This window comes from Castellaniella sp. (genome assembly GCF_034675845.1).
Taxonomy (GTDB): domain Bacteria; phylum Pseudomonadota; class Gammaproteobacteria; order Burkholderiales; family Burkholderiaceae_B; genus Castellaniella.
This window is the reverse complement of sequence record NZ_JAUCCU010000001.1, coordinates 707,503-729,394: the sequence shown is the minus strand read 5'-3', so window position 1 is coordinate 729,394 and position 21,892 is coordinate 707,503. Positions and strand designations below refer to the sequence as shown.

Genomic DNA, 21,892 nt, shown 5'->3' with positions numbered 1-21,892 from the left:
CCCATCCCCAGGAGAAACATCATGGATCAAATTGCACTCGTGACCGGCGCCGCCCAGGGCCTGGGATTCTCCATCGCGAGGCGCCTGCACTCGGCCGGATTCAAGGTGGTCATCACCGACCATCAACTGGGTCTGGCGCAGAAGGCCGCAGAGCAGATTGATGCACGGGGCGAAAACGTACTGCCCCTGCAGCTTGATGTGAAGCGCAAGCAGGATTTCGAGACGGCGCTGGCCGCTGTCTTGGCGCGCTGGGGCCATTTGCACGTCCTGGTGAATAACGCCGCCATGACAAAAGCCACGCCTGTGATGGACATTGGCCCTGAGGAATTCGATGCGGTGCTGGCCACCAATCTGCGCGGCACGCTATTTGGTTGTCAGGTGATGGGCGCCTACATGGCCGAGGCCGGCTACGGGCGCTTGATCAATATGGGTTCGCTGGCAGGCCAGAACGGCGGCACGGCCACCGGGGCGCACTATGCCTGCTCGAAAGGCGCGATTATCACGCTGACCAAGATCTTTGCGCGCGAGCTGGGTCCTCGCGGCGTCACGACCAATGCCATTTCGCCCGGACCCATGGATCTGCCCTCAGTGCATGCCCTGGTGCCACCCGAGAAGCTCGCGCAAATTGTGCAGGGCATCCCTGTGAGACACCTGGGCGATGCGGAGTTCGTGGCGGATATGGTGGCGCGGCTGGCTTCGCAAGAGGCAGGTTTCGTCAACGGCGCCACCTGGGATGTCAATGGCGGACTTTTCATGCGGTAGTCGTTTTGATCTGGTGCGTACGCAGCATTGCGCTAGATCGGATCACATCATACGGAGTGGATCATGAATAAATTGCAGATAGCGGCGGCACCCACACCAGAACCCATGATCTGGCGCTGGGCATCTGAGATGGCGGATCAGGAGAACACGATGGCAGACGTAGACGCGTTTCGTGACGCAATGGCCATGCTGGCTGGTGCGGTCAACATCATCACGACTGATGGTCCCAGCGGTCTGGCCGGATTTACGGCGACTGCCGTGTGCAGCGTCACGGATCAGCCCCCTACGCTGCTGGTCTGCATGAATCGTTCGTCCTTTGCGCACCGGTTTTTCCAGGGCAATAACGTGCTGTGCGTCAATGTGCTGAGCGCGTCGAACAAAGAAGCGCCGGGACTTTTTGCGGATCGCAACGTCACCATGGAAGAACGCTTTACGCGCGTCCGCTGGAGCCGGCTCGCCACGGGCAGTCCCTTGATTGATGACACGGTCGTCAGCTTCGACTGTCGCATCAAGAACACCAGCGTGGTCGGATCACACAGCATTTTTCTGTGCGAAGTCCAGGATATCCGGCGTGGCGATGCGCAAAAAGGATTGGTGTATTTCAACCGTGATTACCATCAGGTGGGCTCAGATGTGCCTACCTCATCGACCAAAAATTAAGGTGGCGGCGCATCCGCATAGAACCACCCATACTTCTAATTGACAGGTATTTACTTTACAAGTAAATTAGATACAAGTGAATTAGATACAAAAACTACACCCAAAGTACCAGGAGACATGAGATGAAGATTGTTTGCATTGGTGGTGGGCCGGCTGGTCTGTATCTGGCTCTACTCATGAAAAAACTGAACGCACGGCACGAGGTCGTCGTGGTGGAACGCAATAAGCCCTACGATACCTTTGGCTGGGGCGTGGTGTTTTCCGATGCCACCATGGACAATATGCGCCAGTGGGACCGCGAAACAGCCGACGAAATCCAGGAAGCCTTTAACCACTGGGATGATATTGATCTGCTCTTTAAAGGGCGCACCATTCGGTCGGGGGGGCATGGCTTTGTGGGGATTGGCCGCAAAAAGCTGCTGAACATCTTGCAGGCGCGTTGCGAGCAACTGGGCGTCGAACTGGTGTTCGAGACCGAAGTGAAGTCGGATGAAGCCTATGCGGACGCGGACCTGATCATCGCCAGCGACGGCATCTTCTCCGGTATTCGGGACAAGTACGTCGATACGTTCAAGCCAGACATCGTCATGCGTCCGAACCGTTATATCTGGCTGGGCACGAATAAGCTTTACGATGCCTTCACCTTCGATTTTCGCAAGACTGAGCACGGCTGGTTCCAGGCGCACATTTACAAGTTCGACGAAAATACCACGACCTTTATCGTCGAATGTCCCGAGCATGTCTGGCTGGCGCACGGCCTGGACAAGGCCGACCAGCAGCAGTCGATCGACTTCTGTGAAAAACTGTTCAACGATGGCAACCTGGAAGGCGCCAAGCTCATGACCAACGCCCGCCATCTGCGCGGGGCTGCGTGGCTGAACTTCCAACGCGTGGTGTGCGAACAATGGTGGCTGAAGAACCCCCAGGGCAGCCATGTCGTGCTGATGGGCGATGCCGTCCACACAGCACACTTTGCGATTGGCTCGGGCACCAAGCTGGCCATCGAAGATGCCATCGAGCTCACGCGCCAGTTCCAATTGCTGGGCGACGACGTATCGCATTTGCCCGAAGTGCTGACCGCCTACCAAGAAGCGCGTCGTATCGAGACCTTGCGTCTGCAAAACGCAGCCTGGAATGCGATGGAATGGTTTGAGGTCTGCGGCGAACGCTACTGCGATCAATTCGAGCCTGAACAACTGATGTATTCGATGCTGACGCGCAGCCAGCGCATCAGCCACGAAAATCTGCGCCTGCGCGACAAAGAATGGCTGGAAGGCTACGAGCGCTGGTTCGCCGAGCGTGCGCATGTGCCCACCCAGGCCGGTTGCATCACACCACCCATGTTCACCCCCTGGACGGTGCGCGGCCTGACGCTTAAAAACCGCGTCGTGGTGTCGCCCATGGCCCAGTATTCAGCAGAGGATGGGCTGGTGGGTGATTACCATCTGGTGCACCTGGGCGCGCGGGCGCAAGGCGGTGCGGGTCTGGTGTTTGCCGAGATGACCTGCGTCAGCCCGGAAGGCCGCATCACCCCAGGCTGCCCAGGGCTGTACCTGCCTGAACACACCACGGCATTCAAACGGATCGCCGACTGGATTCACGACAATACGGATGCCAAATTCGGCATCCAGATTGGTCATGCAGGGGCCAAAGCCTCCACTTGCCTGGCCTGGGAAGGCGTGGATCAGCCGCTGCTGACAGGTAATTGGCCGCTGATCTCGGCTTCTCCACAACAGTATCTGGAAGGGGTCAGCCAAGTCTCGCGGGCCATGACGCAGGCCGACATGGACGAGGTCAAGGCACAGTTTGTGGCGTCGGCCCGGGCGGCCGACGAAGCAGGCGCCGACTGGCTGGAATTGCACTGCGCCCATGGCTATCTGCTGTCCTCTTTTATTTCACCGCTGACCAACCAGAGAACCGACGAGTACGGTGGCTCTTTGGCCTGCCGCCTGCGTTATCCACTGGAAGTGTTCGAGGCGGTGCGGGCGGTCTGGCCACAGGAAAAGCCAATGTCGGTGCGGATTTCCGCGCACGATTGGGTGGAAGGCGGCATTACGCCTGCCGATGCGGTCGAGATCGCCCGTGCCTTCAAGGTCGCAGGTGCAGACATGATCGATGTGTCTTCCGGGCAGGTCAGCAAGCAAGAAAAGCCGACATACGGGCGCATGTTCCAGACGCCGTTCGCCGACCGGATCAGGCAGGAAGCGGGGATTGCCACCATTGCAGTGGGTGCCATCAGCGAAGCCGATCACGTCAACAGCATCCTGGCGGCAGGTCGCGCGGATCTGTGTGCTGTGGCCCGTCCACACTTGGCCAATCCGGCCTGGACACTGACCGAAGCTGCCAAGATCGGTTATGTCGGGACGACCTGGCCCAAGCAGTATCGCTCGGCCAAGCAGCAGATGGAAAACAATTTTGCCCGTGAAAAGGCCATCCAGGCGGCTGCAGCGGCGGGAGGCACCTGAATGAGCATGGCAATGGACGGGCGCCATGCCCTGGTCACCGGGGGCGGTCGCGGCATCGGTGCCGCCATCGCTTTGCGTTTGGTCGCCGAGGGCTGGCGCGTGACAGTGCTGGGCCGCAGCCTGGAGTCCGTCCGGGCGATGGCGGCGCGTCATCCCGAGCGCTTGCATGCCGTGACCGCCGATGTGGCGGATGCGGTGCAGGTGGGGTATGCGCTGACCGATGCCCAGGCACGCTTTGGGCCGGTACAGGCGTTGATCAATAACGCCGGTCAGGCGGAAAGCGCGCCTTTTCTGAAGACCGATGCCGATTTATGGCAGCGCATGCTGGCGGTCAACCTGACCGGGGTGATGGTCTGTACTCAGGCGGTTCTGCCCGGCATGCTGGACGGCGGCTGGGGTCGTATCGTCAACGTGGCGAGTACCGCCGGGTTGGCGGGCTATGCCTATGTGACGGCTTACTGCGCCGCCAAACACGGCGTGATCGGCCTGACGCGTGCGCTGGCGCTGGAACTGGCGACCAAAGGCGTCACCGTGAACGCGGTCTGCCCAGGCTATACCGATACCGACATCGTGCGCACAGGCGTTGCGCGTGTGGTGGCAAAGACCGGCCGCGATCCGCAGGATGTGCGTGCCGAATTCATGAAGACCAATCCGCAGGGCCGCTTGGTCACGCCCGAAGAAGTCGCCGATGCTGCTGCTTGGCTGTGCGGCGAGGGGGCAGGCGCGCTGACTGGGCTATCGCTGCCTATTTGCGGTGGCGAGGTCATGTAGCCCGATGATATGTATTGCATGCAACAACAAGGAGATTCCCCCATGAGTGACGACCGTACTGATCCCCGTCTGCTGGCTGGCAATCGTCGGCCTATGGCCGATTACCGCGCCACCCACTTTTTGTGGGAGGTGGTGCAGGGCGTGGCGACGATTACGCTGAACCGTCCCGAGCGCAAGAACCCGCTGACTTTCGACAGTTACGCTGAACTGCGGGATCTGTTCCATTGTTTGAAATGGGCTGATGACGTGCACGCGGTGGTGGTGGTCGGCGCCGGGGGAAACTTCAGTTCGGGCGGTGACGTCCATGACATCATCGGCCCGCTGGTGCGGCTCAAGGCGCCGGAATTGCTGATGTTCACGCGCATGACAGGTGAGCTGGTCAAGACCATGCGGGCTTGCCCGCAGCCCATCGTGGCAGCGGTGGACGGGGTGTGCGCGGGGGCGGGCGCCATCGTCGCCATGGCGTCCGATCTGCGCCTGGGCACGGCGCGCAGCAAGACTGCTTTTCTGTTCAACCGGGTTGGCCTGGCGGGCTGCGACATGGGCGCCTGCGCCATTTTGCCGCGCCTTGTGGGTCAGGGGCGTGCCAGCGAACTGCTTTACACCGGTCGCAGCCTGGGCGGCGAAGAAGGTGAGCGCTGGGGGTTTTTCAACCGCCTGTGCGAACCCGATGCGCTGCTGACTGAAGCCCAGGCACTGGCGGCACAACTGACCGAAGGGCCAAGTTTCGCCAATGGGATCACCAAGACCATGCTGCACCAAGAGTGGGCCATGACGATTGAACAGGCCATCGAAGCCGAGGCCCAGGCACAGGCGCTGTGCATGCTGACCCAGGACTTCACGCGGGCCTACGAGGCTTTCGTGGCCAAGCAACGCCCGGTCTTCGAAGGGAACTGACATGGCTGATCTGTCCTACCTGGAATGGCCGTTCTTCGAGCCGCGTCACCGTGAACTCGCGGTGGCGCTGGATGCCTGGGCGGCCACGCACGTGACCAACGCGCATGGTCCGGACGTGGATGCCGACTGCCGTGCGCTGGTGCGTGCATTGGGGCGGGACGGCTGGCTGCGTCATGCCGTCGCGGGCGCAGCGCATGGCGGCATGGGCGAAGTCATCGACACCCGAGCCGTCTGTTTGATCCGCGAAACATTGGCCCGCCATTCGGGTCTGGCGGATTTCGCCTTTGCCATGCAGGGCTTGGGGTCGGGGGCGATTTCACTGCACGGCACGCCCGAGCAGCGCAATCGCTATCTGGTGCCGGTGGCTGCGGGCGACGCGATCAGTGCCTTTGCCCTGTCCGAGCCCGAGGCGGGTTCGGATGTGGCGGCGCTGGCCTGCGCAGCGCGTGTCGATGGCGACGACTATGTCCTCGACGGCGAGAAGACCTGGATTTCCAATGGCGGCATTGCTGACTTTTATGTCGTCTTTGCCCGCACGGGCGAGGCACCGGGGGCGCGCGGCATCACGGCCTTCGTGGTCGATGCGGATACGCCGGGCCTGGAAATCGCCGAACGGATCGAAGTCATCGCCCCGCATCCCCTGGCGCGGCTGCGCTTTGATGCTTGCCGTATTCCCGCATCCCAGCGCTTGGGGGCGGCGGGCGAGGGGTTCAAGGTAGCCATGCGCACGCTGGATATATTCCGTACCTCGGTGGCGGCAGCGGCGCTGGGGTTCGCCCGGCGTGCGCTGGACGAAGCGCTGACGCGTGCCACCACGCGGCGGATGTTCAACGGTGTCTTGGCGGATTTCCAGTTGACGCAGGCGAAGCTGGCGCAGATGGCCACGGCAATCGACAGCGCCGCCTTGCTGACCTACCGGGCGGCATGGCTGCGCGATCAGGGCAGCAGCGTGACGCGCGAGGCCGCCATGGCGAAGATGACGGCCACCGAGAACGCGCAGTGGGTGATTGACAGCGCGGTGCAGATGTTTGGCGGATTGGGCGTGGTCAGCGGACAGCCTGTGGAAAAGCTATACCGTGAAATCAGGTCTTTGCGCATTTATGAAGGTGCGACCGAAGTACAGCAGTTGATCATTGCCCGCGAGTTGCTGCGCTCGGCGCCAACTTTATCGGCTGTTTGAGTCTGCCATGCGTTTCGAGCGTGATTACCGCATCCGTTTTTCGCATTGCGACCCGGCCGGCATCGTATTTTTCCCCCAATATCTAGTGCTGTTCAACCAGTTGGTCGAAGATTGGTTCACCGATGGCTTGGGTATTTCCTATACAGAGATGCTGGGGCCGCGTCGCATCGGCCTGCCTATCGTGCGTCTGGAATGCGATTTTCGCGCCATCGGCCGTATGGGCGAGACACTCAGTTTTAGCCTGGCCGTCGAACGGGTCGGTGGTAAATCGTTGACGCTGGCTTTGGAAGCCAGTGGGAATGGGGTCTTGCGAGTTGCCTCGCGCCAGGTCTTGGTGTTCACCGATCTGGATACGCATCGTGCCATCAGCCTGCCCGAGGATGTCCGCGCCGCTTTGGCCAACAGTGCCTCGGTGGCATAGCACGAATTTTTTAGTTTGTTGACAAGGAGTTTTCCATGCAGATCCTACTTCCTCCCGGTTGGCCGCGGCCCAAAGGATATTCCAATGGCGTGTCTGTGCGTGGTCGCATGATATTTGTGGCGGGCATGGTCGGCTGGGATGCGCAGGCCCAGTTTCAAACAGACGATATCGCTGAACAGGTACGCCAGGCCTTGCAGAATATTGTTGAAGTGCTGCATGAGGGTGGCGCCCGTCCTGAGCATATTGTGCGCATGACCTGGTATGTGACTGACAAGAAGGAATACGTTGCGGCCTATCCGGCGATCGGCAAGGCGTTCCGTGAACTGATCGGCAGCTTCAATGCCGTGATGACTGCGGTTGAAGTGTCCGGCTTGATCGAAGATCGCGCCAAAGTCGAGATCGAAGTCACGGCGGTTGTGCCGGACTGATACGAGAATCTGCCACACACCAGATGACGCTTGCGTCACCAGGTGTGTGGCAGATGTTATTGCTAGGCGGTGGGTTCGGACGTCCACTGCTCCAGCCGCTTGCGGACTTCTGCCAGATAAGCAAAGCCCAGGGCGCCGTCGATGATGCGGTGGTCCATGCTCAGGGAGAGCACCATAATGGGCTGAATCTGGATGGTATCGCTATTTTCCAGAACCATCGGACGCCGGACGATGGCATTGGCGGCCAGAACGGCCACCTGTGGTTGGTTGATGATCGGCGTACCCGCCAGCCCGCCCACGGTGCCTGGGTTGGAAAACGAGAAAGTTCCACCTTCAACATCTGTTTGGCGCAGTTGCTGTGCGCGCGCACGCGCCGTCAGGTCGGTGATGCGCTGCGCCAGTTCGGTAAAAGAAAGCGCATCGGCGTCGTGCACCACGGGCACTACAAGTTCGCGATTATCCCGGACAGCCACGGCGATGCCGAGGTTGACATAGGGTTTCAGCACGATGGAATCATCCACGACCGATGCGTTCAGTTCCGGGAAGGTTTCCAGGGCCTGGACGGCGGCGTGCGCAATGATCGATGTGTAGGTCAGCCGTACGCCGGTGGCGGCTTGATGGGGGTCGCGCTGCGCCTTCAGGAAGCTTGCCGCCGCTGACATATTGACCTCCATCAGCGCGGTCGCGTGGGCCGAAATCGCCCGGGACCAAGTCATGTGTTCGGCAATCACCATCCGTTTCGCGGACATGTGCCGGACCAGATCGCGGTCGTTTGGACGGTACCGATAGCGCGTCGGCGGCGTGGGTGCTTGCGGTGCCGATATACCCGGCCCCGAGGACAGTGTCGTCGCGGCGACCGTTGCCTGCGCGACAGCGTGCTGGGTTGGCAGGGTGTGCAGGCTACGGTCTGCCACATAGCGCAAGACATCCTGGGGACTGGGCCGGGCCCTGTCCAGCGTCTGGGCGAGCTGGGCCAGTTCTTGAGACGTGACGCGGTAGCGTTGGGCCAGTTCCAGCACACGACTGCCGAAGTGCCCGTCTGCCGAGGAAATCGGCGTCGAGGCGCGTTGTGGGTGGGTGTCTGCGTGGGCTGGGAAGGTCGTGACCTGGCTGTCGGCGCCCAGATGCCCACGGCTGGCAACTGGGGTTTGGGCTTCGTCTGCAGCAACCGTCTGTGTGTCAGGCAAGGCATCAGGGCCTTTCGAGGCCACAGCATCTGTCTGCCGGACCCGCGCGATAACGGTACCAACGGCCACCACGGTGCCGGGTGCGACCAGCGTTTCTTCCAGGGTGCCGCCGACTTCAGCCTCGATGGCCGTGTTGACTTTCTCGGTTTCTACCATCAGTAGCGGTTCATCCCGGGCGACTTCGTCGCCGGGGGATTTCAGCCATTCACTGACGATTCCTTCGGTCAAGGATTCGCCCAACTGGGGCATGATGACGTCGATTAAGGGCATGGGGTGGTCTCCGTTTTCAGTATTCCAGCGTGCGCAGCGCCGCCGCGTAGATCTTTTCTGCGTTGGGCAAGACCGCGTCTTCCAGCGGTGGGCTGTAGGGAATAGGCACGTCCGCCGCGCCTACGCGGGCCACGGGGGCGTCCAACTGAGCAAAGGATTCTGCGCCGATGCGGGCCGCGAGTTCGCCGCCGAAGCCGCCCGTCAGGTGTGCTTCGTGGACGACCAGCGCACGATGAGTTCGGGCAACGCTGCGATAGATGGCCTCATCGTCCAGCGGACAGAGTGAACGCAGATCCAGCACCTCGCATTCGTAGCCAGCTTCGCTGAGTCGCTGGGCAGCTTCGATCGAGTCGTGCACCATGGCGCCGTAGGTAATGATGGTGAGATCCTTGCCCGGACGCTTGATGTCGGCAAGCCCCAGGGGAACCAGGATTTCGCCCTCGGGCAAGTCTTGACGGATCTTGCGGTACAGGCGCTTATGCTCGAAAAAGATCACCGGATTCTGATCCCGGATCGCTGACTTGAGCAGGCCTTTGGCGTCGTAGGGCGTACTGGGGTAGACGATCTTCAGGCCGGGCACATTGGTGAACCAGGCTTCGGGCGATTCTGAGTGGTAGGGGCCGCCGCGTACGCCGCCGCCGCAGGGGGCGCGAAAGACGATGGGGCAGGGCAGCCCCCAGCGATAATGGACCTTGGCGGCGAAATTGATGATCTGATCAAAGGCGCAGGCAATGAAGTCCGCAAACTGAAATTCCACGATGGGGATGCGGCCTTCGATGGCCGTGGCGCATGCCATGCCCACAAAGCCGCTTTCGGCAATCGGCATGTCCATCACGCGCCATTGTCCGAATTCTTCCAGGAAACCCCGGGTGACCTTGAAAGCGCCACCAAAAGCGCCGATATCTTCGCCCAGGAGGAAAACCCGTTCGTCGCGGCGCATCTCTTCGCGCATGGCCTGGCTGATGGCATCCAGAAATGAGGTGCTGGTCATACCTTGAACACTCCTTGAAGTGCGGTGTCGGGCTTCGGCAGCGGGAGGTTCTGTGCGTATTCCACGGCTTCGTCCACCAGTTGCTCGCAGTCTTGGTCGATGGCGGCCACGGTGGCTTCAGACAAGCCGCCTTGTTCAGTCAAATAGGTGCGCAGCATGACCACAGGGTCACGTTGCTCCCACCAGGCGCGTTGCGCTTCGGGCACATAGCCCATGTCGTCGTGCTCGCCGTGTCCGCGCATGCGAAAACATTTGAATTCCAGCAGGTAAGGGCCATGACCGGCGCGCACATAATCAATGGCTGTTCGGGCCAGTCGGCGGACCTCGAAGACGTCATTGCCGAAGCCGATGGCCGACGGAATGCCGAAGGCCGCGCTGCGGTCAGCTACGTTCTTGACCGGCATCTGCTGCGCCGGCGGCGTGGAATAGGCGTAGCCGTTGTTTTCGATAATGATCAGCAGGGGCAGCTTGTGGATGGCGGCGATATTCAGGCCTTCATAAAAGTCGCCTGGGCTGGTCGCGCCGTCGCCCGTGAAGGCCACGTTGATGCGGCTTTCTTCCCGTTGCCGGAAGGCCAGGGCAAAGCCCGCGCCCGATGGAATCCACGCGGCCATGGAACCGTTGTGATAGGGGGTGATCCCATACTGTCCAAGATCGGCCAGGAACAGGCCCAATTCCTTGCCGTGCGAGGGCGCCTGATCCCGACCGAACCAGCGCGCCATGACGTGGCGCGGATCGACCCCGCGCACGAACCAGCCTGCCAGGTTGCGGGCCACGGTGGAAATATAATCGTCGGGATTCAGCAGGCTGGTGACGCCGGTGGCGATGGCTTCTTGGCCGGTGCCCAGATAGACTGCACCGGTGATCTTGCCCTGTCGATACAAGCGCCCAAGCCGTGTCTCGAAGGTGCGTGCCAGCCGCATGGGCCGGTACAGATCAATGAGTTGCTGCGTGGACAGGTTTTCGGATGGCTGCAGCGCCTGCCGATCCATCCCTGTGGGTACGTATTCGGTCATCTCCTCTCCTTGGTGACCGCTGCTGTATCCGCTGCGTCATGCATCCTCCGTGACGGGCGGTTTGGCGGGGATTCTGGATATGTGCCTCATCTTCAAAAAACTTTAGAAGTGAAGTTTATTCAGAAATGCTAGCGTGGAGTCCGCTGTTTCCTGCCAATACACCCTTTCAATTCATGGTTAAACCATGCTGCCGCCGTAGGGCGTTATGGTGGTTTTTGGCATTAAGTTATTGTTTTAGTTATAAATAAATGAAAATGGATGGATTTGATCAAATGTTGTTGTCAGGCCGCTGGATCTGGGTCGATGCCGATGCCGCGTCAGCAATGTCTGGCGGAAAGCGAAATAAGCCGTCTTCTAGCTCTTATCGTATCGGGGGGCAGGAGCTTCAGCCATCAATAGTGATAACGGCAGGCGGCGATCAACAGCGCCTCATCCGTCATCGAATACACAAACCGGTGTTCGGCGGTGATCCGTCTCGACCAGAAACCTGCCAGGTTGTGGCGCAGTGGTTCCGGTTTGCCCTTGCCCTCGAAAGGAGTGCGGCGGGTTTCCTTGATCAGATCGTTGATCTTCTTGACCATGCGCTTATCCGCCTCCTGCCAGTACAGATAATCGTCCCAGGCTTGCTCAGACCAGATCAGCTTCACTCGGCGATATTCCGTTCGACGCCCTGGCCATGCTTAAGGCTGTCAATCGAATCCATCAGGCGACGTGCATTGGCCGGAGAACGTAGTAGGTAAGCGGTTTCCTCTAGCGCGTTGTATTCCTCCAGCGACATCAGCACGCATGCTTCGCCGTTTTGGCGGGTAATGAGGGTTGGAGCGCGATCCTCGACGGTCTGCAGCATCGTGGCGGATAGGTTTTGCCGGGCTTCGGTATAACTGATCGTGCGCATGGCAATCTCCTTTTTATATGTACATATCATTGTACCTAACACGAGAGCCAATGACTAGATTTTCAAGCCGCTGCAAGCCATCGCTCTGAATGGCAGCGACGAAGTCGCTGAGAGTACCGCTGAGGCGGATCGTCATAGTCGTGGTGTTTGCTCTAGACATGATCACTCCTGTTTAGGTAGTTGTATTCAATATAATTAAATTTGAATACGTTCACAGGCCGCCTGCTACGCCGAGAGTGGCTGCATAGACGATGATCTTTGCCTTCGAGTCGTACTCCATCACGCTACGTCAGCGCCAGGCTGTTCGTCTGGCCAGACGATGACCTCGCCAGCAAGACCCTGCACACACCACCCGGACAGCCCGCTGGGCTGCGGGTGGCAGTGCCCGAGCGTGCCGTTCTGGAACTGCTCTACGACACCGGTACGCGGGAAAGCCTCGAAGAATCCCGCAACCTGTTCGACGGCCTGCGCTCACCGCGCAAGGACGTGCTTGGGCGGCTGCTGGCCTGCTGCACCAGCGTCAAGACCGTGCGCCTGCTCCTGACCTGGGCGCGAGAAACCGGCGTCATCGACGTGGATGAGTTGCTGGCGCAATACATGGTACGCACCGGCAGCGCCAGGCGATGGATGAGCCGGCTGGATGACGGAACCCTGTTGAGCCTGAACCCTCATGGATAAACACTACGCCGATACCGTCCGCCTGTTGCTGGACATCGCGCCCTACGTGTTTGACAACGACATCTTCGCCATGAAGGGGGGCACGGCTATCAATCTGTTCCTGCGGGACATGCCCCGCCTATCGGTGGATATAGATGTGGTGTACCGCCCTTGGCAGACTCCACGCGACCAGGCATTAGAGGGTATCAATCAGGAACTGGCCTCCATCGCGCAGCGCGTCGAACGCCTTGGCGTACAGACACGGCTGATCCGCAGCAAAGACCTTGGCGACACCAAGTTGGTTGCCGCCATGGATCGCCAGCATCCGCGGGATCTGTTCGACGTCTGGCAGTTGTTCCAGACCGGAGGTCTGACCGATGCCATGGTCGAGTGTTTCGTGGTCTATTTGGCAGGGCACAACCGGCCCACCCATGAAGTGCTGTTCGGGAACGATAAGGACATCGCAGCCGAATATGAACGCGCTTTCGTTGGCATGACTGAAGTGGACTGCCCACTTGAGGTTCTGCTCGAAGCCCGCACCCAACTACGTCAGGAACTGCCACGTTGACTTGGCGCCCTGATGCTTTTCCGCTGAGGGTGTCCCACTTTTACGTTAAACAGACTTCAGCGGCAGAAACAACCGGCGATGACCGCCCGAGTCCAGCAGCGAGAAGCCAAACTGCTCATAGAAGCTACGTGCCTGCTCGTCGATGGCATCGACAATCATGGCATAAATGGCGATCTGGTCGCTGACTGCCAACGTGCGCTGAATGGCATTGACCAACAGCATTCTGCCCACACCATGGCCACGGGCTTGCTGATCGACAGCAAGCCTACCCAGCAATGCCGCCGGGACCGGATGTCGAGGCAACTTGCGGGCGACACTGTCAGGCAATTGATCGAGTTCAATCGAAAGCGTGGACAATGTGTAATAGCCCACGATGGTGTGCGGATTCACTGGTGTCGTCGCAACAAATACGCGACTGATGCGGCGCTTCACATCCTGGCTGGCCTGCTTGTGGAGATAATTATCCAGCGCAGGCACGCCGCAGTGAAAGCTAGATCTCTCGTGGCTGCTGTCCAGCGCCGAGATGAACAGAGACGAATAATCAGTCATCTGTTGGTCACGCGCTGCTCATGTTCCTTGAGGGCGGTGGCCAGCCTCTTGTTGAGTCGGACAGGTTTGTCCAGAGCATTGAAGAACGCCTCGGAATCCTGGCTGTTCAGGCGCATGACTTCATGCGCGTCAATGGTCTTTTCAGCATGTGCCAGGGCACTGGTCAGAATAAAACTGCTGACCGTTTTTCCCTCGAAACGCGCGGCACGCTCCAGTGCCTGCTTAGCACTGTGCTCCAACCGCAAATTAATGCGTTCCTGTTTGGTATCGGTCACTGCACTCATGGCAAATACCTCCACATCTGTAAATAGGCAGACCATAATTGTACGTCAAATTGGTGCCTGCATGAAACTATAGTTTCAACGCTGAGAACTGCGCTGGGTGATGGTGGCTACGCGCAGATACGGGCGATGACCTGATGGACTTTGGACAGCGATGTGTCGCCCATGACGGCAATCGCGGGCTTGTTGCCGTCTCATTTCGTCAAATTGCCATCACCCTATAAAATACTTGGAGGTCTTCTTTCTCTGACTGAATGGTGCCGTATGGATGACGATCGGCTTGCCGAGTTTATGCAGTTCTCAAGAAAGTATCGATATAAGTTTAGGCGGATTGCGAAAGCAACTCGAAACGAGTGTGAACACGACGACGTACAAAACGAAGCCTGGATATTAGTCGAACGTTGGGAGCAGGCTGGAACATCGATAGACTTCGACAACCAAAAAGACATAGATAAACTCTTCTCGTTTCTTTACAACAAGCTGGTAAAGCATGTAGAGAAGAAGATACGCAACACTGTGCGGCTAGCAGAACACGACCTACTTAATACCGCGACATGCTTTTTGCGCTCATGGCCCGCTGAGCTAAGGCTGCGAAAGAAATGAAAAGAAGCGAGTCCGTTTCAGTCTTAAGCAAGCACTCAGCCAAACCGCCAGAACGAAACCACCAAACGCAAAAAGGCCCAAACCGTAGTCTGGGCCTTTTTTGAATCTGGAGCGGGAAACGAGTCTCGAACTCGCGACCTCAACCTTGGCAAGGTTGCGCTCTACCAACTGAGCTATTCCCGCGTTGCTAGGATTAAAAATCAATCCAGCTAAGCCATGCATTGTATATCGTATTTTTTTATCTGTCAAACCAGCGATTGGTTTTTCCAAACTGGGGCAGAGGCTTTTAGTGCCCTGCACCGATACGAAATCAAGCAAGGCGCAAACTATAAAACAAAAGATATGACGCTGTCAAATACGGCCTGCGCGGTATGCTTACGCGTTTGCCGGAGAACCTCCGGCGTGATCATCATTTGTGTACTGCGATGCCGCTTATTTTTTCCGATCAGTCGTTGCTGCGCTGCAATACCCTGGGTTTGCCTGCGCAGGCGGCCATGGCTGTGCTGGCTGACGAGGCTCAGATTCCGAGCCTGTGCGATGCTGTGAAATCCGACCAAGGCCTGTTCATATTGGGCGGAGGCAGCAATGTTGTGGTGCAGGACAGTCCACGACGGCAGGTGCTGCGGGTGGCTTTGCAGGGGGTCCGCCTGTGGCAGGAAACCCCTGAACATTGGCTGGTCGAGGCGTCGGCGGGCGAGTCCTGGCATGGTTTTGTGACACACTGCTTGGCGCAGGGCTGGCCGGGGTTGGAAAACCTGGCCTTGATCCCTGGCACGGTGGGGGCTGCCCCCGTGCAGAATATCGGCGCGTATGGGCTGGAAATCGATCAATGCTTGCATTCCATCGTAGTTTGGGACTTGCAGGCCGGACACGAATGCGTGCTGCATCCGGCGGATTGCGGCTTTGCCTATCGGGACAGTCGTTTCAAGCGCGCTGGGGCAGGGCGCTGGCTGATTGTACGGGTGCGCTTTGCCTTGCCCAAAGCCTGGGTGCCCAGGCTGGATTATCCTGATCTGCAGGCGCATCCTGCCCTGCAGGAAGACAAACCCACGCCAAAGGATATATACGCAGCGGTGTGTGATATCCGCCGCCGGAAGCTGCCCGATCCGGCAGTGCTGGGCAATGCAGGCAGTTTTTTCAAGAACCCCTTGGTGCCTGCCGAGCTGGCTGCCACGTTGCGGCAGCGGTTTCCAGATATACGTTGGTATCCGCAGGCCGATGGGCAGGTAAAACTGGCGGCGGGCTGGCTGATCGAACAGGCAGGTTGGAAGGGTCGCCGCCTGGGGCCGGTGGGCATGCACCAGCACCAGTCGTTGGTCTTGGTCAACTACGGCGGCGCCCGGGCTGCCGATGTGCAGACCCTGGCCCAGGCTGTGCGACAGGCGGTACAAGACCGCTTTGGGGTGTGCCTGGAGCAAGAGCCAGTGCTGCTGGATTAGCGGCCTTGGCACGCGCCTTTGGGGGCCGAGCAAGAGGTTGCCGCGCTGGTGCACCAGGGGCGGCTTAACTGGCCAGCACGTCCTGCATATCGAATAGGCCGAATTCGCGGCGGGCCAGGTAGCGGGCTGCCCGCAGGCTGCCCTGGGCATAGGTGACCCGGCTGGTGGAACGATGGGTGATTTCGATGCGCTCACCGGTGCCGCAAAAATAGACGGTGTGGTCGCCGACAATGTCGCCGCCGCGCAGGACCGAAAACCCGATGCGGCCGGTTTCGCGGGCGCCGGTGTCGCCATGACGGGCCCAGTCGGCGACTTCATCCAGCGGCACGCCCCAGGCGTTGGCGATGGATTCGCCCATGGCCAGGGCTGTGCCGGATGGCGCATCAACCTTGTTGCGGTGGTGGGCCTCGAAAATCTCGGCGTCGTAGCCGCTATTGAGCAGCCGGGCCGCCATGTCCAGCAGTTTCAGGGTGGCATTGACCCCGACACTCATGTTGGGAGCAAAAACAATGGCGGTCTTCTGGGCGGCGGCGCGGATGGCTTGTTTGCCCGAGGCATCAAAGCCCGTGGTGCCGATCACGCATTTCACGCCGTGCGCGGCGCAGACATCCAGATGCGCCAGGGTGCCCTCGGGGCGGGTGAAGTCAATCAGGCAGTCGGCTTGGGACAGGGCCTGCAAATCGTCGGTGATGGCGACACCTGTCGTGGTGCCCAGAAACGTCCCGGCATCCTGGCCCAGGCTGTCGCTGCCGGGACGGTCCAGGGCAACGGCCAGCGTCAGGTCGTCAGATTCGATCACTGCTTGAATCAGCATGCGACCCATGCGTCCAGAGGCGCCGGCAATGGCGATACGCATGGTCACAATCCCTTGTCAGAAGTGGTGTGCTCATCTTCCTGAGTTTGGATGATGGCTTCCGGGGTCGTGGTGTCCAGACCCCCCGTATTGGGCGCAGCGGAGTCGTTCAGTCCGGGTGAGGTGGCGTCCAGGGCAGCCTGGTTGGCGCTGCTTTGACCCTGGTTGCTGATGTCTTCAGCGCCATTGTCCGTTTGCTGAAAGGGCTGGCGGTCGGGTTGCTCGGAACCCGCCCAACGAACCAACTGGTCTTGATCGAACCAGACCGTGAATTGGCGCAGAACGTCTTCGCCGTAGCCGGGCTGGTTGTAATACGGATAGTCCCAACGATTGGCGTGGAAAATATCCTGCAAGGTGGGTGTGCCCAGGACGAAGCGCACTTGGTCGCGGCTCATGCCGACGGCCAACTGGGCGACTTGTTCGGACGTGATCCAGTTGCCCTGCTGAATGGTGGCCCGATACGGGAACCCCCAGTTGGTTGTGCCGCAGCCGGCTAGGCCGATGGACAGCGCACCGGCTGCCAAGCAGAACATGGCTCTGCGAGAAAAGAAACGAGCTTGGATGCGCACAGTGGCCCCCGTGATCGATGGCTGGCCAGCGGATTGTGGCCGACAAAACCGCTATCATAAAGGGTATTCGGATTTGCGCATGCGGATGCGCCAGGGTTTCGTCCCGATTCCCCTACTTGCTTTCCTTATCCGAACCCAGGATACTTGAACCATGAATGACCAAATAGAACTTAAAAACATGGGCTTGAAGGCGACTTTCCCGCGCCTGAAGATTCTTGATATTTTCCGCAAGGCCGAGACCCGGCACCATAGCGCCGAGGATATTTACCGGGCGCTGATCTCCGAGGACGTAGACATCGGTCTGGCCACGGTATATCGGGTGTTGACCCAGTTCGAACAGGCCGGCATCTTGCTGCGCAGCCAGTTCGACGGTGGCAAGGCTGTGTTCGAACTCAATGATGGGGATCACCACGACCACCTGATTTGCACCAACTGTGGCCGGGTCGAAGAATTTTCCGACGCCGAAATCGAACGCCGCCAACATCGCATTGCCAAAGAACGCGGCTTCACCCTGGAAAGCCACCACATGATGCTTTATGGCATCTGCCCGAAATGCGCGGTGGCCGGTAAATAACGGCACGCGCTGGGCTTGCGCTTGATGGGCGTCGGCCAGCCTGAAGACTCCTTGCCTGAGGCAATCGGGTTTTCAGGCTGTTTTTGATAATTGCAGCATCTCGCGGGCGTGTTCCAGGGTGGCGGCAGTGACTTTCAGCCCGCCCAGCATGCGGGCGATTTCTTCTGTCCGGGCGCTGGCATCCAGCGCGTGGATGGCTGACAGGGTGTGTTGCTGGTGTGTGGTCTTGCTGACCTGGAAATGGTGGCTGGCACAGGCCGCAACCTGAGGCAGGTGGGTCACGCACAGGACCTGATGGCGCTGACCCAGTTGGTGCAGCAGGCGCCCCACAACCTCGGCCACCGCGCCGCCTATGCCGACGTCCACCTCGTCGAAGATCAGGCAGGGTACCCGCGCGGCCTGGCTGGCAATCACGGACAGTGCCAGAGAAATCCGGGCGAGTTCCCCCCCTGATGCGACGCGGCTAAGCGGCCTGGGTGGTACGCCCGCGTGCCCCGCCACCAGAAATTCCACAGTTTCCAGACCATGGGAAGAGGGTTCGCAGGCGGGCAGCCCGACCTGAAAGCAGCCCCCTTCCATGGACAGTGTCTGCATGGCCTGGGTGACTTGCCGGGAGAGCTGGGCCGCCGCGTCGGCCCGCGCCAGGCTCAGTGTCTCGGCGATGGTCTGATAGCGCGTCTGGGCCTGGTCCCGTGCCTGGGTCAGGGTGACCAGATCCAGTCCGGTGCGGGCCTGTTGCAGTTGGCTGGATCGTTCTTGGTGCAGGGCTGTCAGGGCGTCGGGTTCGATATGGAATCGCCGGGCTGCCGAAAATAGTTGGCTCATGCGAGCGTCTGCTTGCGCCAATGCTTCGGGGTCCAGCTCCAGGCGGTCAGCATAGGCGTTCAGGCCAGAGACGGTCTCGGAACACAGAATGCGGGCGGTTTCCAGGGTCTGACAGTGTTCCAGCAGGCGCGCATCGTGGCGCACGAGGGGCTGCAAGGCCTGCAGTGCCGCCTGCAAGGCGCTGGCCACCGAGCCGTCCTCACCGTCCAGGGCCTGTACAGCCTGGCTGGCGCCGGCCAACAGTGCCTGGGCATGGGCCAATTGGGCCTGGCGGGCGCACAGCTGCGGCCATTCGTCGGCTGTGGGGGCGATCTCATCGAGAAAATCTACTTCTTGTTGCAAGCGATCCAGCAACTGGGCCTGTTGGGTGGCGCTGACTTGGGCGCTGTCCAATGCGGCCTGTGCCGAGCGCCAGTGTTGCCATGCTTCGCTCAGGTCGCGCACCAACGTAGCGTGACCACCCTGGGTATCCAGGATGTCGCGTTGACTGGCGGCCTGTAACAGGCCTTGGTGGGCGTGTTGGCCGTGGATATCCACTAATAAAGCGCCAAGTTCGCGCAGTTGGGCCAGTGTCGCGGGAGAGCCGTTGATATAGGCCTTGCTGCGGCCCTGGTTGTCGATGATGCGGCGCAGAATCAGTTCCTCGCCCTCGATGGCGAGTTCAGCCAGCCAGTCTGCGGCGGCGGGGGGGATATCGAAGACGGCGCTGATATCGGCCCGGCGAGTCCCTTCGCGCACCAGCGAGGCGTCACCGCGCCCCCCCAGCGCCAATGACAAGGCGTCGATCAGAATGGATTTGCCCGCCCCGGTTTCGCCGGAAAATACAGTGAAGCCGGGCTCGAAGATGATCTCGGCGCGGTCGACGATGACGAAGTCCAGAATCGATAGGGAACAGAGCATGGGGGTTTTTGCAGGCGCTGGGCTGGGTTTGTATGCGCCCCGAAACAGGCTTGGGGCGGATGAACAGTGATTTTCCCTAGGTGGCGGACTCGTCTGGATCATCCCAGGGGTGTAGCATGCGATTCCAGTTGAGCTTGCTGCGCAGGGTGGAAAAATAACTGTAGCCCTGTGGGTGCAGGAAACGGATGCGGTGCGGACTGCGGCGCACGTCGATGCGGTCGCCTTCTTGGCAGTTGGAGATCGTTTGCATGTCGAAGTGCACACTGGCTCCGGACTCGACCCGACCCAGGGCGCGGATGGTGATATTCAGCAAAGAGGTCTCGGGCAGCATGATGGGGCGGTTGGACAGGGTCTGGGGGGCCACGGGCACCAGCACCAGGGCGTCGACCTGAGGATGCAGAATCGGACCGCCCGCCGATAGGGCATAGGCGGTGGAGCCAGTCGGTGTGGCGATGACCAGGCCGTCGGCACGCTGGCTGTGCATGAAGACGCCATCGCATTCGACGCGCAGTTCTATCATGCCGCCGCGCCCGGCGCGATTGATGATCACGTCGTTTAACGCCAGCCCGGTGGTCATCAGTTGGTCGCCGCGCATGACACGGCCTTCCAGCAGCATGCGTTCGTCGGATACGTAGGCGCCGTTCAAGATGCGGGTGATGGCCTCGTCGGCGCTGCCTAGCGGGATGTCGGTGATGAAGCCCAGGCGGCCATGGTTGATGCCGATCATGGCCACCCCGGACGTCGCCAGCTGGCGGGCGGCGGCCAGCATGGTGCCGTCGCCACCCATGATGATGGCCAGATCGGCCCGCTTGCCAATTTCTTGGTAGGACGCCAGGGCGAAGTCGGTCATGCCGGTATTGCGGCCGGTTTCTGCCTCGATCAGGACGGTACAGCCGGCTGCCTGCAGCACGGCGCCCAGCCGTCGCAGGGGGGCGTCCATGCCGCTATCCTGGTAGCGGCCGACCAGGGCCACGGTGTTGAAATGCATGAAACCCAGTGCCTCGCTCGTTTAATGGAATAATAGTGAGTATCCGATTATAGGGGGATAGGGTGCCATCGCAGTGCTTGATGTGTCGCCACTGTCCTGTACGTAGGGTGTGAAACAACATGGATGATCGAGCCAAGGCTTTGCTGAAGGCGCTGGTGGAACGCTATATCGCGGATGGTCAGCCCGTGGGTTCGCGCACCCTATCCAAGGTTTTCGATCTCTCGCCGGCCACCATCCGCAACGTGATGGCCGATCTCGAAGACCTGGGATTGATCCACAGTCCCCACACCTCGGCAGGACGGGTGCCCACGCCGCAGGGCTATCGCCTGTTCGTCGATAGCCTGCTGACGGTGCGGCCCTACGAGTTCTCTCCGGATGTCTCGATTGCCGATTATCTGCCGGCTGCCGAACCCGGACGTGCGGTGACGGCGGCAGCGACTTTATTGTCGAATCTTTCCCAGTTTGCTGGGGTGGTGCTGACCCCGAAACGCACTCAGGTCTTTCGTCACATCGAATTCATTCGCCTGTCCGACAAGCGCGTCCTGCTGATCATCGTCACGCCCAACGGCGATGTGCAGAACCGCATCTTGTTTGTGCCACGCGAATACACCGAGGTCGAGCTCCTCGAAGCGTCCAATTTTTTCAACCGGCATTTTTCCGGCAAGTCCTTTCATCAGGTGCGCCTGTCTCTGGCCGCCGAACTCGCATCCTTGCGCACGGATATTTCCCACTTGATGCAGCAAGCCGTGGATGCCGGGATTGGTACGCCTGATACGCTGGACGAGTCCGTGGTGATTTCTGGCGAAGGCAAGCTCTTGTCCGTCACTGAAATGACGACCGACATGGATCGCTTGCGGCGCCTGTTTGATCTTTTTGAACAAAAAACCGATCTATTGCATTTGCTGGATGTCTCCAGCCATGCCCAGGGGGTGCAGATCTACATAGGCGGGGATTCCCGCCTGGTGCCCCTGGAAGACGTGTCGGTCATTACCGCGCCTTATGGGGTGGATGGCGAGGTCATCGGTACTTTGGGGGTGATCGGCCCCACGCGCATGGCCTACGAAAGGGTCATCCCAATTGTCGATATTACTGCCCGCATGTTGTCCAATGCGCTCGGGCAGGGTGTTTCGTAGATCTGTCATC

23 protein-coding genes, 1 tRNA gene and 2 pseudogenes are annotated in these 21,892 nt (G+C 59.9%); 14 read left to right on the top strand and 12 right to left on the bottom strand.

What is annotated here, in order from left to right:
• Positions 1 to 21: 21 nt before the first annotated feature.
• The 8 genes from VDP81_RS03575 (at position 22) to VDP81_RS03540 (ending at position 7,584) form a co-directional block, all read left to right on the top strand.
• The gene (locus VDP81_RS03575; RefSeq protein ID WP_323011558.1) at positions 22 to 762 is read left to right on the top strand and encodes an SDR family NAD(P)-dependent oxidoreductase; all 741 of its coding nucleotides are present in this window, start codon (positions 22 to 24) and stop codon (positions 760 to 762) included.
• 63 nt (positions 763 to 825) lie between these two features.
• Positions 826 to 1,422, top strand: coding sequence for a flavin reductase (locus VDP81_RS03570; protein ID WP_322994440.1), 597 nt, complete (start codon positions 826 to 828; stop codon positions 1,420 to 1,422).
• A gap of 122 nt (positions 1,423 to 1,544) precedes the next feature.
• The gene (locus tag VDP81_RS03565) at positions 1,545 to 3,887 is read left to right on the top strand and encodes a bifunctional salicylyl-CoA 5-hydroxylase/oxidoreductase (RefSeq protein WP_322994441.1); all 2,343 of its coding nucleotides are present in this window, start codon (positions 1,545 to 1,547) and stop codon (positions 3,885 to 3,887) included.
• Positions 3,888 to 4,658: an SDR family NAD(P)-dependent oxidoreductase gene (locus VDP81_RS03560; protein ID WP_322994442.1), complete on the top strand. Its 771-nt coding sequence runs from the start codon at positions 3,888 to 3,890 to the stop codon at positions 4,656 to 4,658.
• 42 nt (positions 4,659 to 4,700) lie between these two features.
• Positions 4,701 to 5,555 (top strand): enoyl-CoA hydratase family protein, encoded by an 855-nt coding sequence (locus VDP81_RS03555; protein WP_323011557.1) that lies wholly within the window; start codon positions 4,701 to 4,703, stop codon positions 5,553 to 5,555.
• Position 5,556: 1 nt separating this feature from the next.
• Entirely contained in the window at positions 5,557 to 6,735 is a 1,179-nt protein-coding gene (locus tag VDP81_RS03550) for an acyl-CoA dehydrogenase family protein (protein WP_323011556.1), read from the top strand.
• Positions 6,736 to 6,742: 7 nt separating this feature from the next.
• The gene (locus VDP81_RS03545; RefSeq protein WP_322994445.1) at positions 6,743 to 7,156 is read left to right on the top strand and encodes a thioesterase family protein; all 414 of its coding nucleotides are present in this window, start codon (positions 6,743 to 6,745) and stop codon (positions 7,154 to 7,156) included.
• Positions 7,157 to 7,191: 35 nt separating this feature from the next.
• On the top strand, positions 7,192 to 7,584 hold the full coding sequence (locus VDP81_RS03540; protein ID WP_322994446.1) for a RidA family protein: 393 nt from the start codon (positions 7,192 to 7,194) through the stop codon (positions 7,582 to 7,584).
• A 62-nt stretch (positions 7,585 to 7,646) separates the two neighbouring features.
• Here VDP81_RS03540 and VDP81_RS03535 read toward each other — a convergent pair whose 3' ends face one another.
• The 5 genes from VDP81_RS03535 to yefM form a co-directional block, all read right to left on the bottom strand.
• A complete protein-coding gene (locus tag VDP81_RS03535) occupies positions 7,647 to 9,041 on the bottom strand; it encodes a dihydrolipoamide acetyltransferase family protein (RefSeq protein WP_322994447.1) in 1,395 nt (464 codons plus the stop codon).
• A 16-nt stretch (positions 9,042 to 9,057) separates the two neighbouring features.
• Positions 9,058 to 10,032 carry an alpha-ketoacid dehydrogenase subunit beta gene (locus VDP81_RS03530; protein ID WP_323011555.1) on the bottom strand — a complete coding sequence of 325 codons (975 nt, stop codon included), beginning with the start codon at positions 10,030 to 10,032 and terminating at the stop codon, positions 9,058 to 9,060.
• Entirely contained in the window at positions 10,029 to 11,048 is a 1,020-nt protein-coding gene (locus VDP81_RS03525) for a thiamine pyrophosphate-dependent dehydrogenase E1 component subunit alpha (RefSeq protein WP_323011554.1), read from the bottom strand. The genes VDP81_RS03530 and VDP81_RS03525 overlap by 4 nt, the downstream gene beginning before the upstream one ends.
• 392 nt (positions 11,049 to 11,440) lie before the next feature.
• Positions 11,441 to 11,695, bottom strand: a complete 255-nt coding sequence (locus tag VDP81_RS03520; protein ID WP_322994450.1) for a Txe/YoeB family addiction module toxin — start codon at positions 11,693 to 11,695, stop codon at positions 11,441 to 11,443.
• Complete coding sequence (yefM, locus tag VDP81_RS03515) at positions 11,692 to 11,943, bottom strand: YoeB-YefM toxin-antitoxin system antitoxin YefM (protein WP_322994451.1); 252 nt, start codon at positions 11,941 to 11,943, stop codon at positions 11,692 to 11,694. Before yefM ends, VDP81_RS03520 begins: the two co-directional genes overlap by 4 nt.
• 264 nt (positions 11,944 to 12,207) lie before the next feature.
• Here yefM and VDP81_RS03510 point away from each other — a divergent pair.
• Positions 12,208 to 12,621, top strand: a pseudogene (locus VDP81_RS03510) (type IV toxin-antitoxin system AbiEi family antitoxin domain-containing protein); the annotation flags it as partial.
• Positions 12,614 to 13,165: pseudogene (locus tag VDP81_RS03505) on the top strand (nucleotidyl transferase AbiEii/AbiGii toxin family protein); the annotation flags it as partial. The pseudogenes VDP81_RS03510 and VDP81_RS03505, both read left to right, overlap by 8 nt.
• 48 nt (positions 13,166 to 13,213) lie before the next feature.
• On the opposite strand, the gene VDP81_RS03500 reads toward VDP81_RS03505, so the two are convergent.
• Entirely contained in the window at positions 13,214 to 13,717 is a 504-nt protein-coding gene (locus tag VDP81_RS03500) for a GNAT family N-acetyltransferase (RefSeq protein WP_322994452.1), read from the bottom strand.
• Positions 13,714 to 14,001 (bottom strand): DUF1778 domain-containing protein, encoded by a 288-nt coding sequence (locus VDP81_RS03495; protein WP_322994453.1) that lies wholly within the window; start codon positions 13,999 to 14,001, stop codon positions 13,714 to 13,716. Before VDP81_RS03495 ends, VDP81_RS03500 begins: the two co-directional genes overlap by 4 nt.
• 162 nt (positions 14,002 to 14,163) lie before the next feature.
• Here VDP81_RS03495 and VDP81_RS03490 point away from each other — a divergent pair, with 162 nt between their 5' ends.
• Positions 14,164 to 14,601 carry a hypothetical protein gene (locus VDP81_RS03490; RefSeq protein WP_322994454.1) on the top strand — a complete coding sequence of 146 codons (438 nt, stop codon included), beginning with the start codon at positions 14,164 to 14,166 and terminating at the stop codon, positions 14,599 to 14,601.
• 107 nt (positions 14,602 to 14,708) lie between these two features.
• Here the strand turns inward: VDP81_RS03490 and VDP81_RS03485 are convergent.
• A tRNA-Gly gene (locus VDP81_RS03485) sits at positions 14,709 to 14,784 on the bottom strand.
• A 242-nt stretch (positions 14,785 to 15,026) separates the two neighbouring features.
• On the opposite strand from VDP81_RS03485, the gene murB reads away from it, so the two are divergent.
• Complete coding sequence (gene murB / locus VDP81_RS03480) at positions 15,027 to 16,040, top strand: UDP-N-acetylmuramate dehydrogenase (RefSeq protein WP_322994455.1); 1,014 nt, start codon at positions 15,027 to 15,029, stop codon at positions 16,038 to 16,040.
• 64 nt (positions 16,041 to 16,104) lie between these two features.
• Here murB and dapB read toward each other — a convergent pair whose 3' ends face one another.
• Positions 16,105 to 16,896: a 4-hydroxy-tetrahydrodipicolinate reductase gene (dapB, locus tag VDP81_RS03475; protein WP_322994456.1), complete on the bottom strand. Its 792-nt coding sequence runs from the start codon at positions 16,894 to 16,896 to the stop codon at positions 16,105 to 16,107.
• Between the two features lie 2 nt (positions 16,897 to 16,898).
• Positions 16,899 to 17,426, bottom strand: a complete 528-nt coding sequence (locus VDP81_RS03470) for an outer membrane protein assembly factor BamE (protein ID WP_322994457.1) — start codon at positions 17,424 to 17,426, stop codon at positions 16,899 to 16,901.
• A gap of 187 nt (positions 17,427 to 17,613) precedes the next feature.
• On the opposite strand from VDP81_RS03470, the gene fur reads away from it, so the two are divergent.
• Entirely contained in the window at positions 17,614 to 18,036 is a 423-nt protein-coding gene (gene fur, locus VDP81_RS03465) for a ferric iron uptake transcriptional regulator (protein WP_322994458.1), read from the top strand.
• Positions 18,037 to 18,108: 72 nt separating this feature from the next.
• On the opposite strand, the gene recN is transcribed toward fur, so the two are convergent.
• On the bottom strand, positions 18,109 to 19,761 hold the full coding sequence (gene recN, locus VDP81_RS03460; RefSeq protein WP_323011553.1) for a DNA repair protein RecN: 1,653 nt from the start codon (positions 19,759 to 19,761) through the stop codon (positions 18,109 to 18,111).
• A gap of 76 nt (positions 19,762 to 19,837) precedes the next feature.
• The gene (locus tag VDP81_RS03455; protein WP_322994460.1) at positions 19,838 to 20,749 is read right to left on the bottom strand and encodes an NAD kinase; all 912 of its coding nucleotides are present in this window, start codon (positions 20,747 to 20,749) and stop codon (positions 19,838 to 19,840) included.
• Between the two features lie 119 nt (positions 20,750 to 20,868).
• Here VDP81_RS03455 and hrcA point away from each other — a divergent pair, with 119 nt between their 5' ends.
• Entirely contained in the window at positions 20,869 to 21,882 is a 1,014-nt protein-coding gene (hrcA, locus tag VDP81_RS03450; RefSeq protein WP_322994461.1) for a heat-inducible transcriptional repressor HrcA, read from the top strand.
• The last annotated feature ends 10 nt before the right edge of the window (positions 21,883 to 21,892 follow it).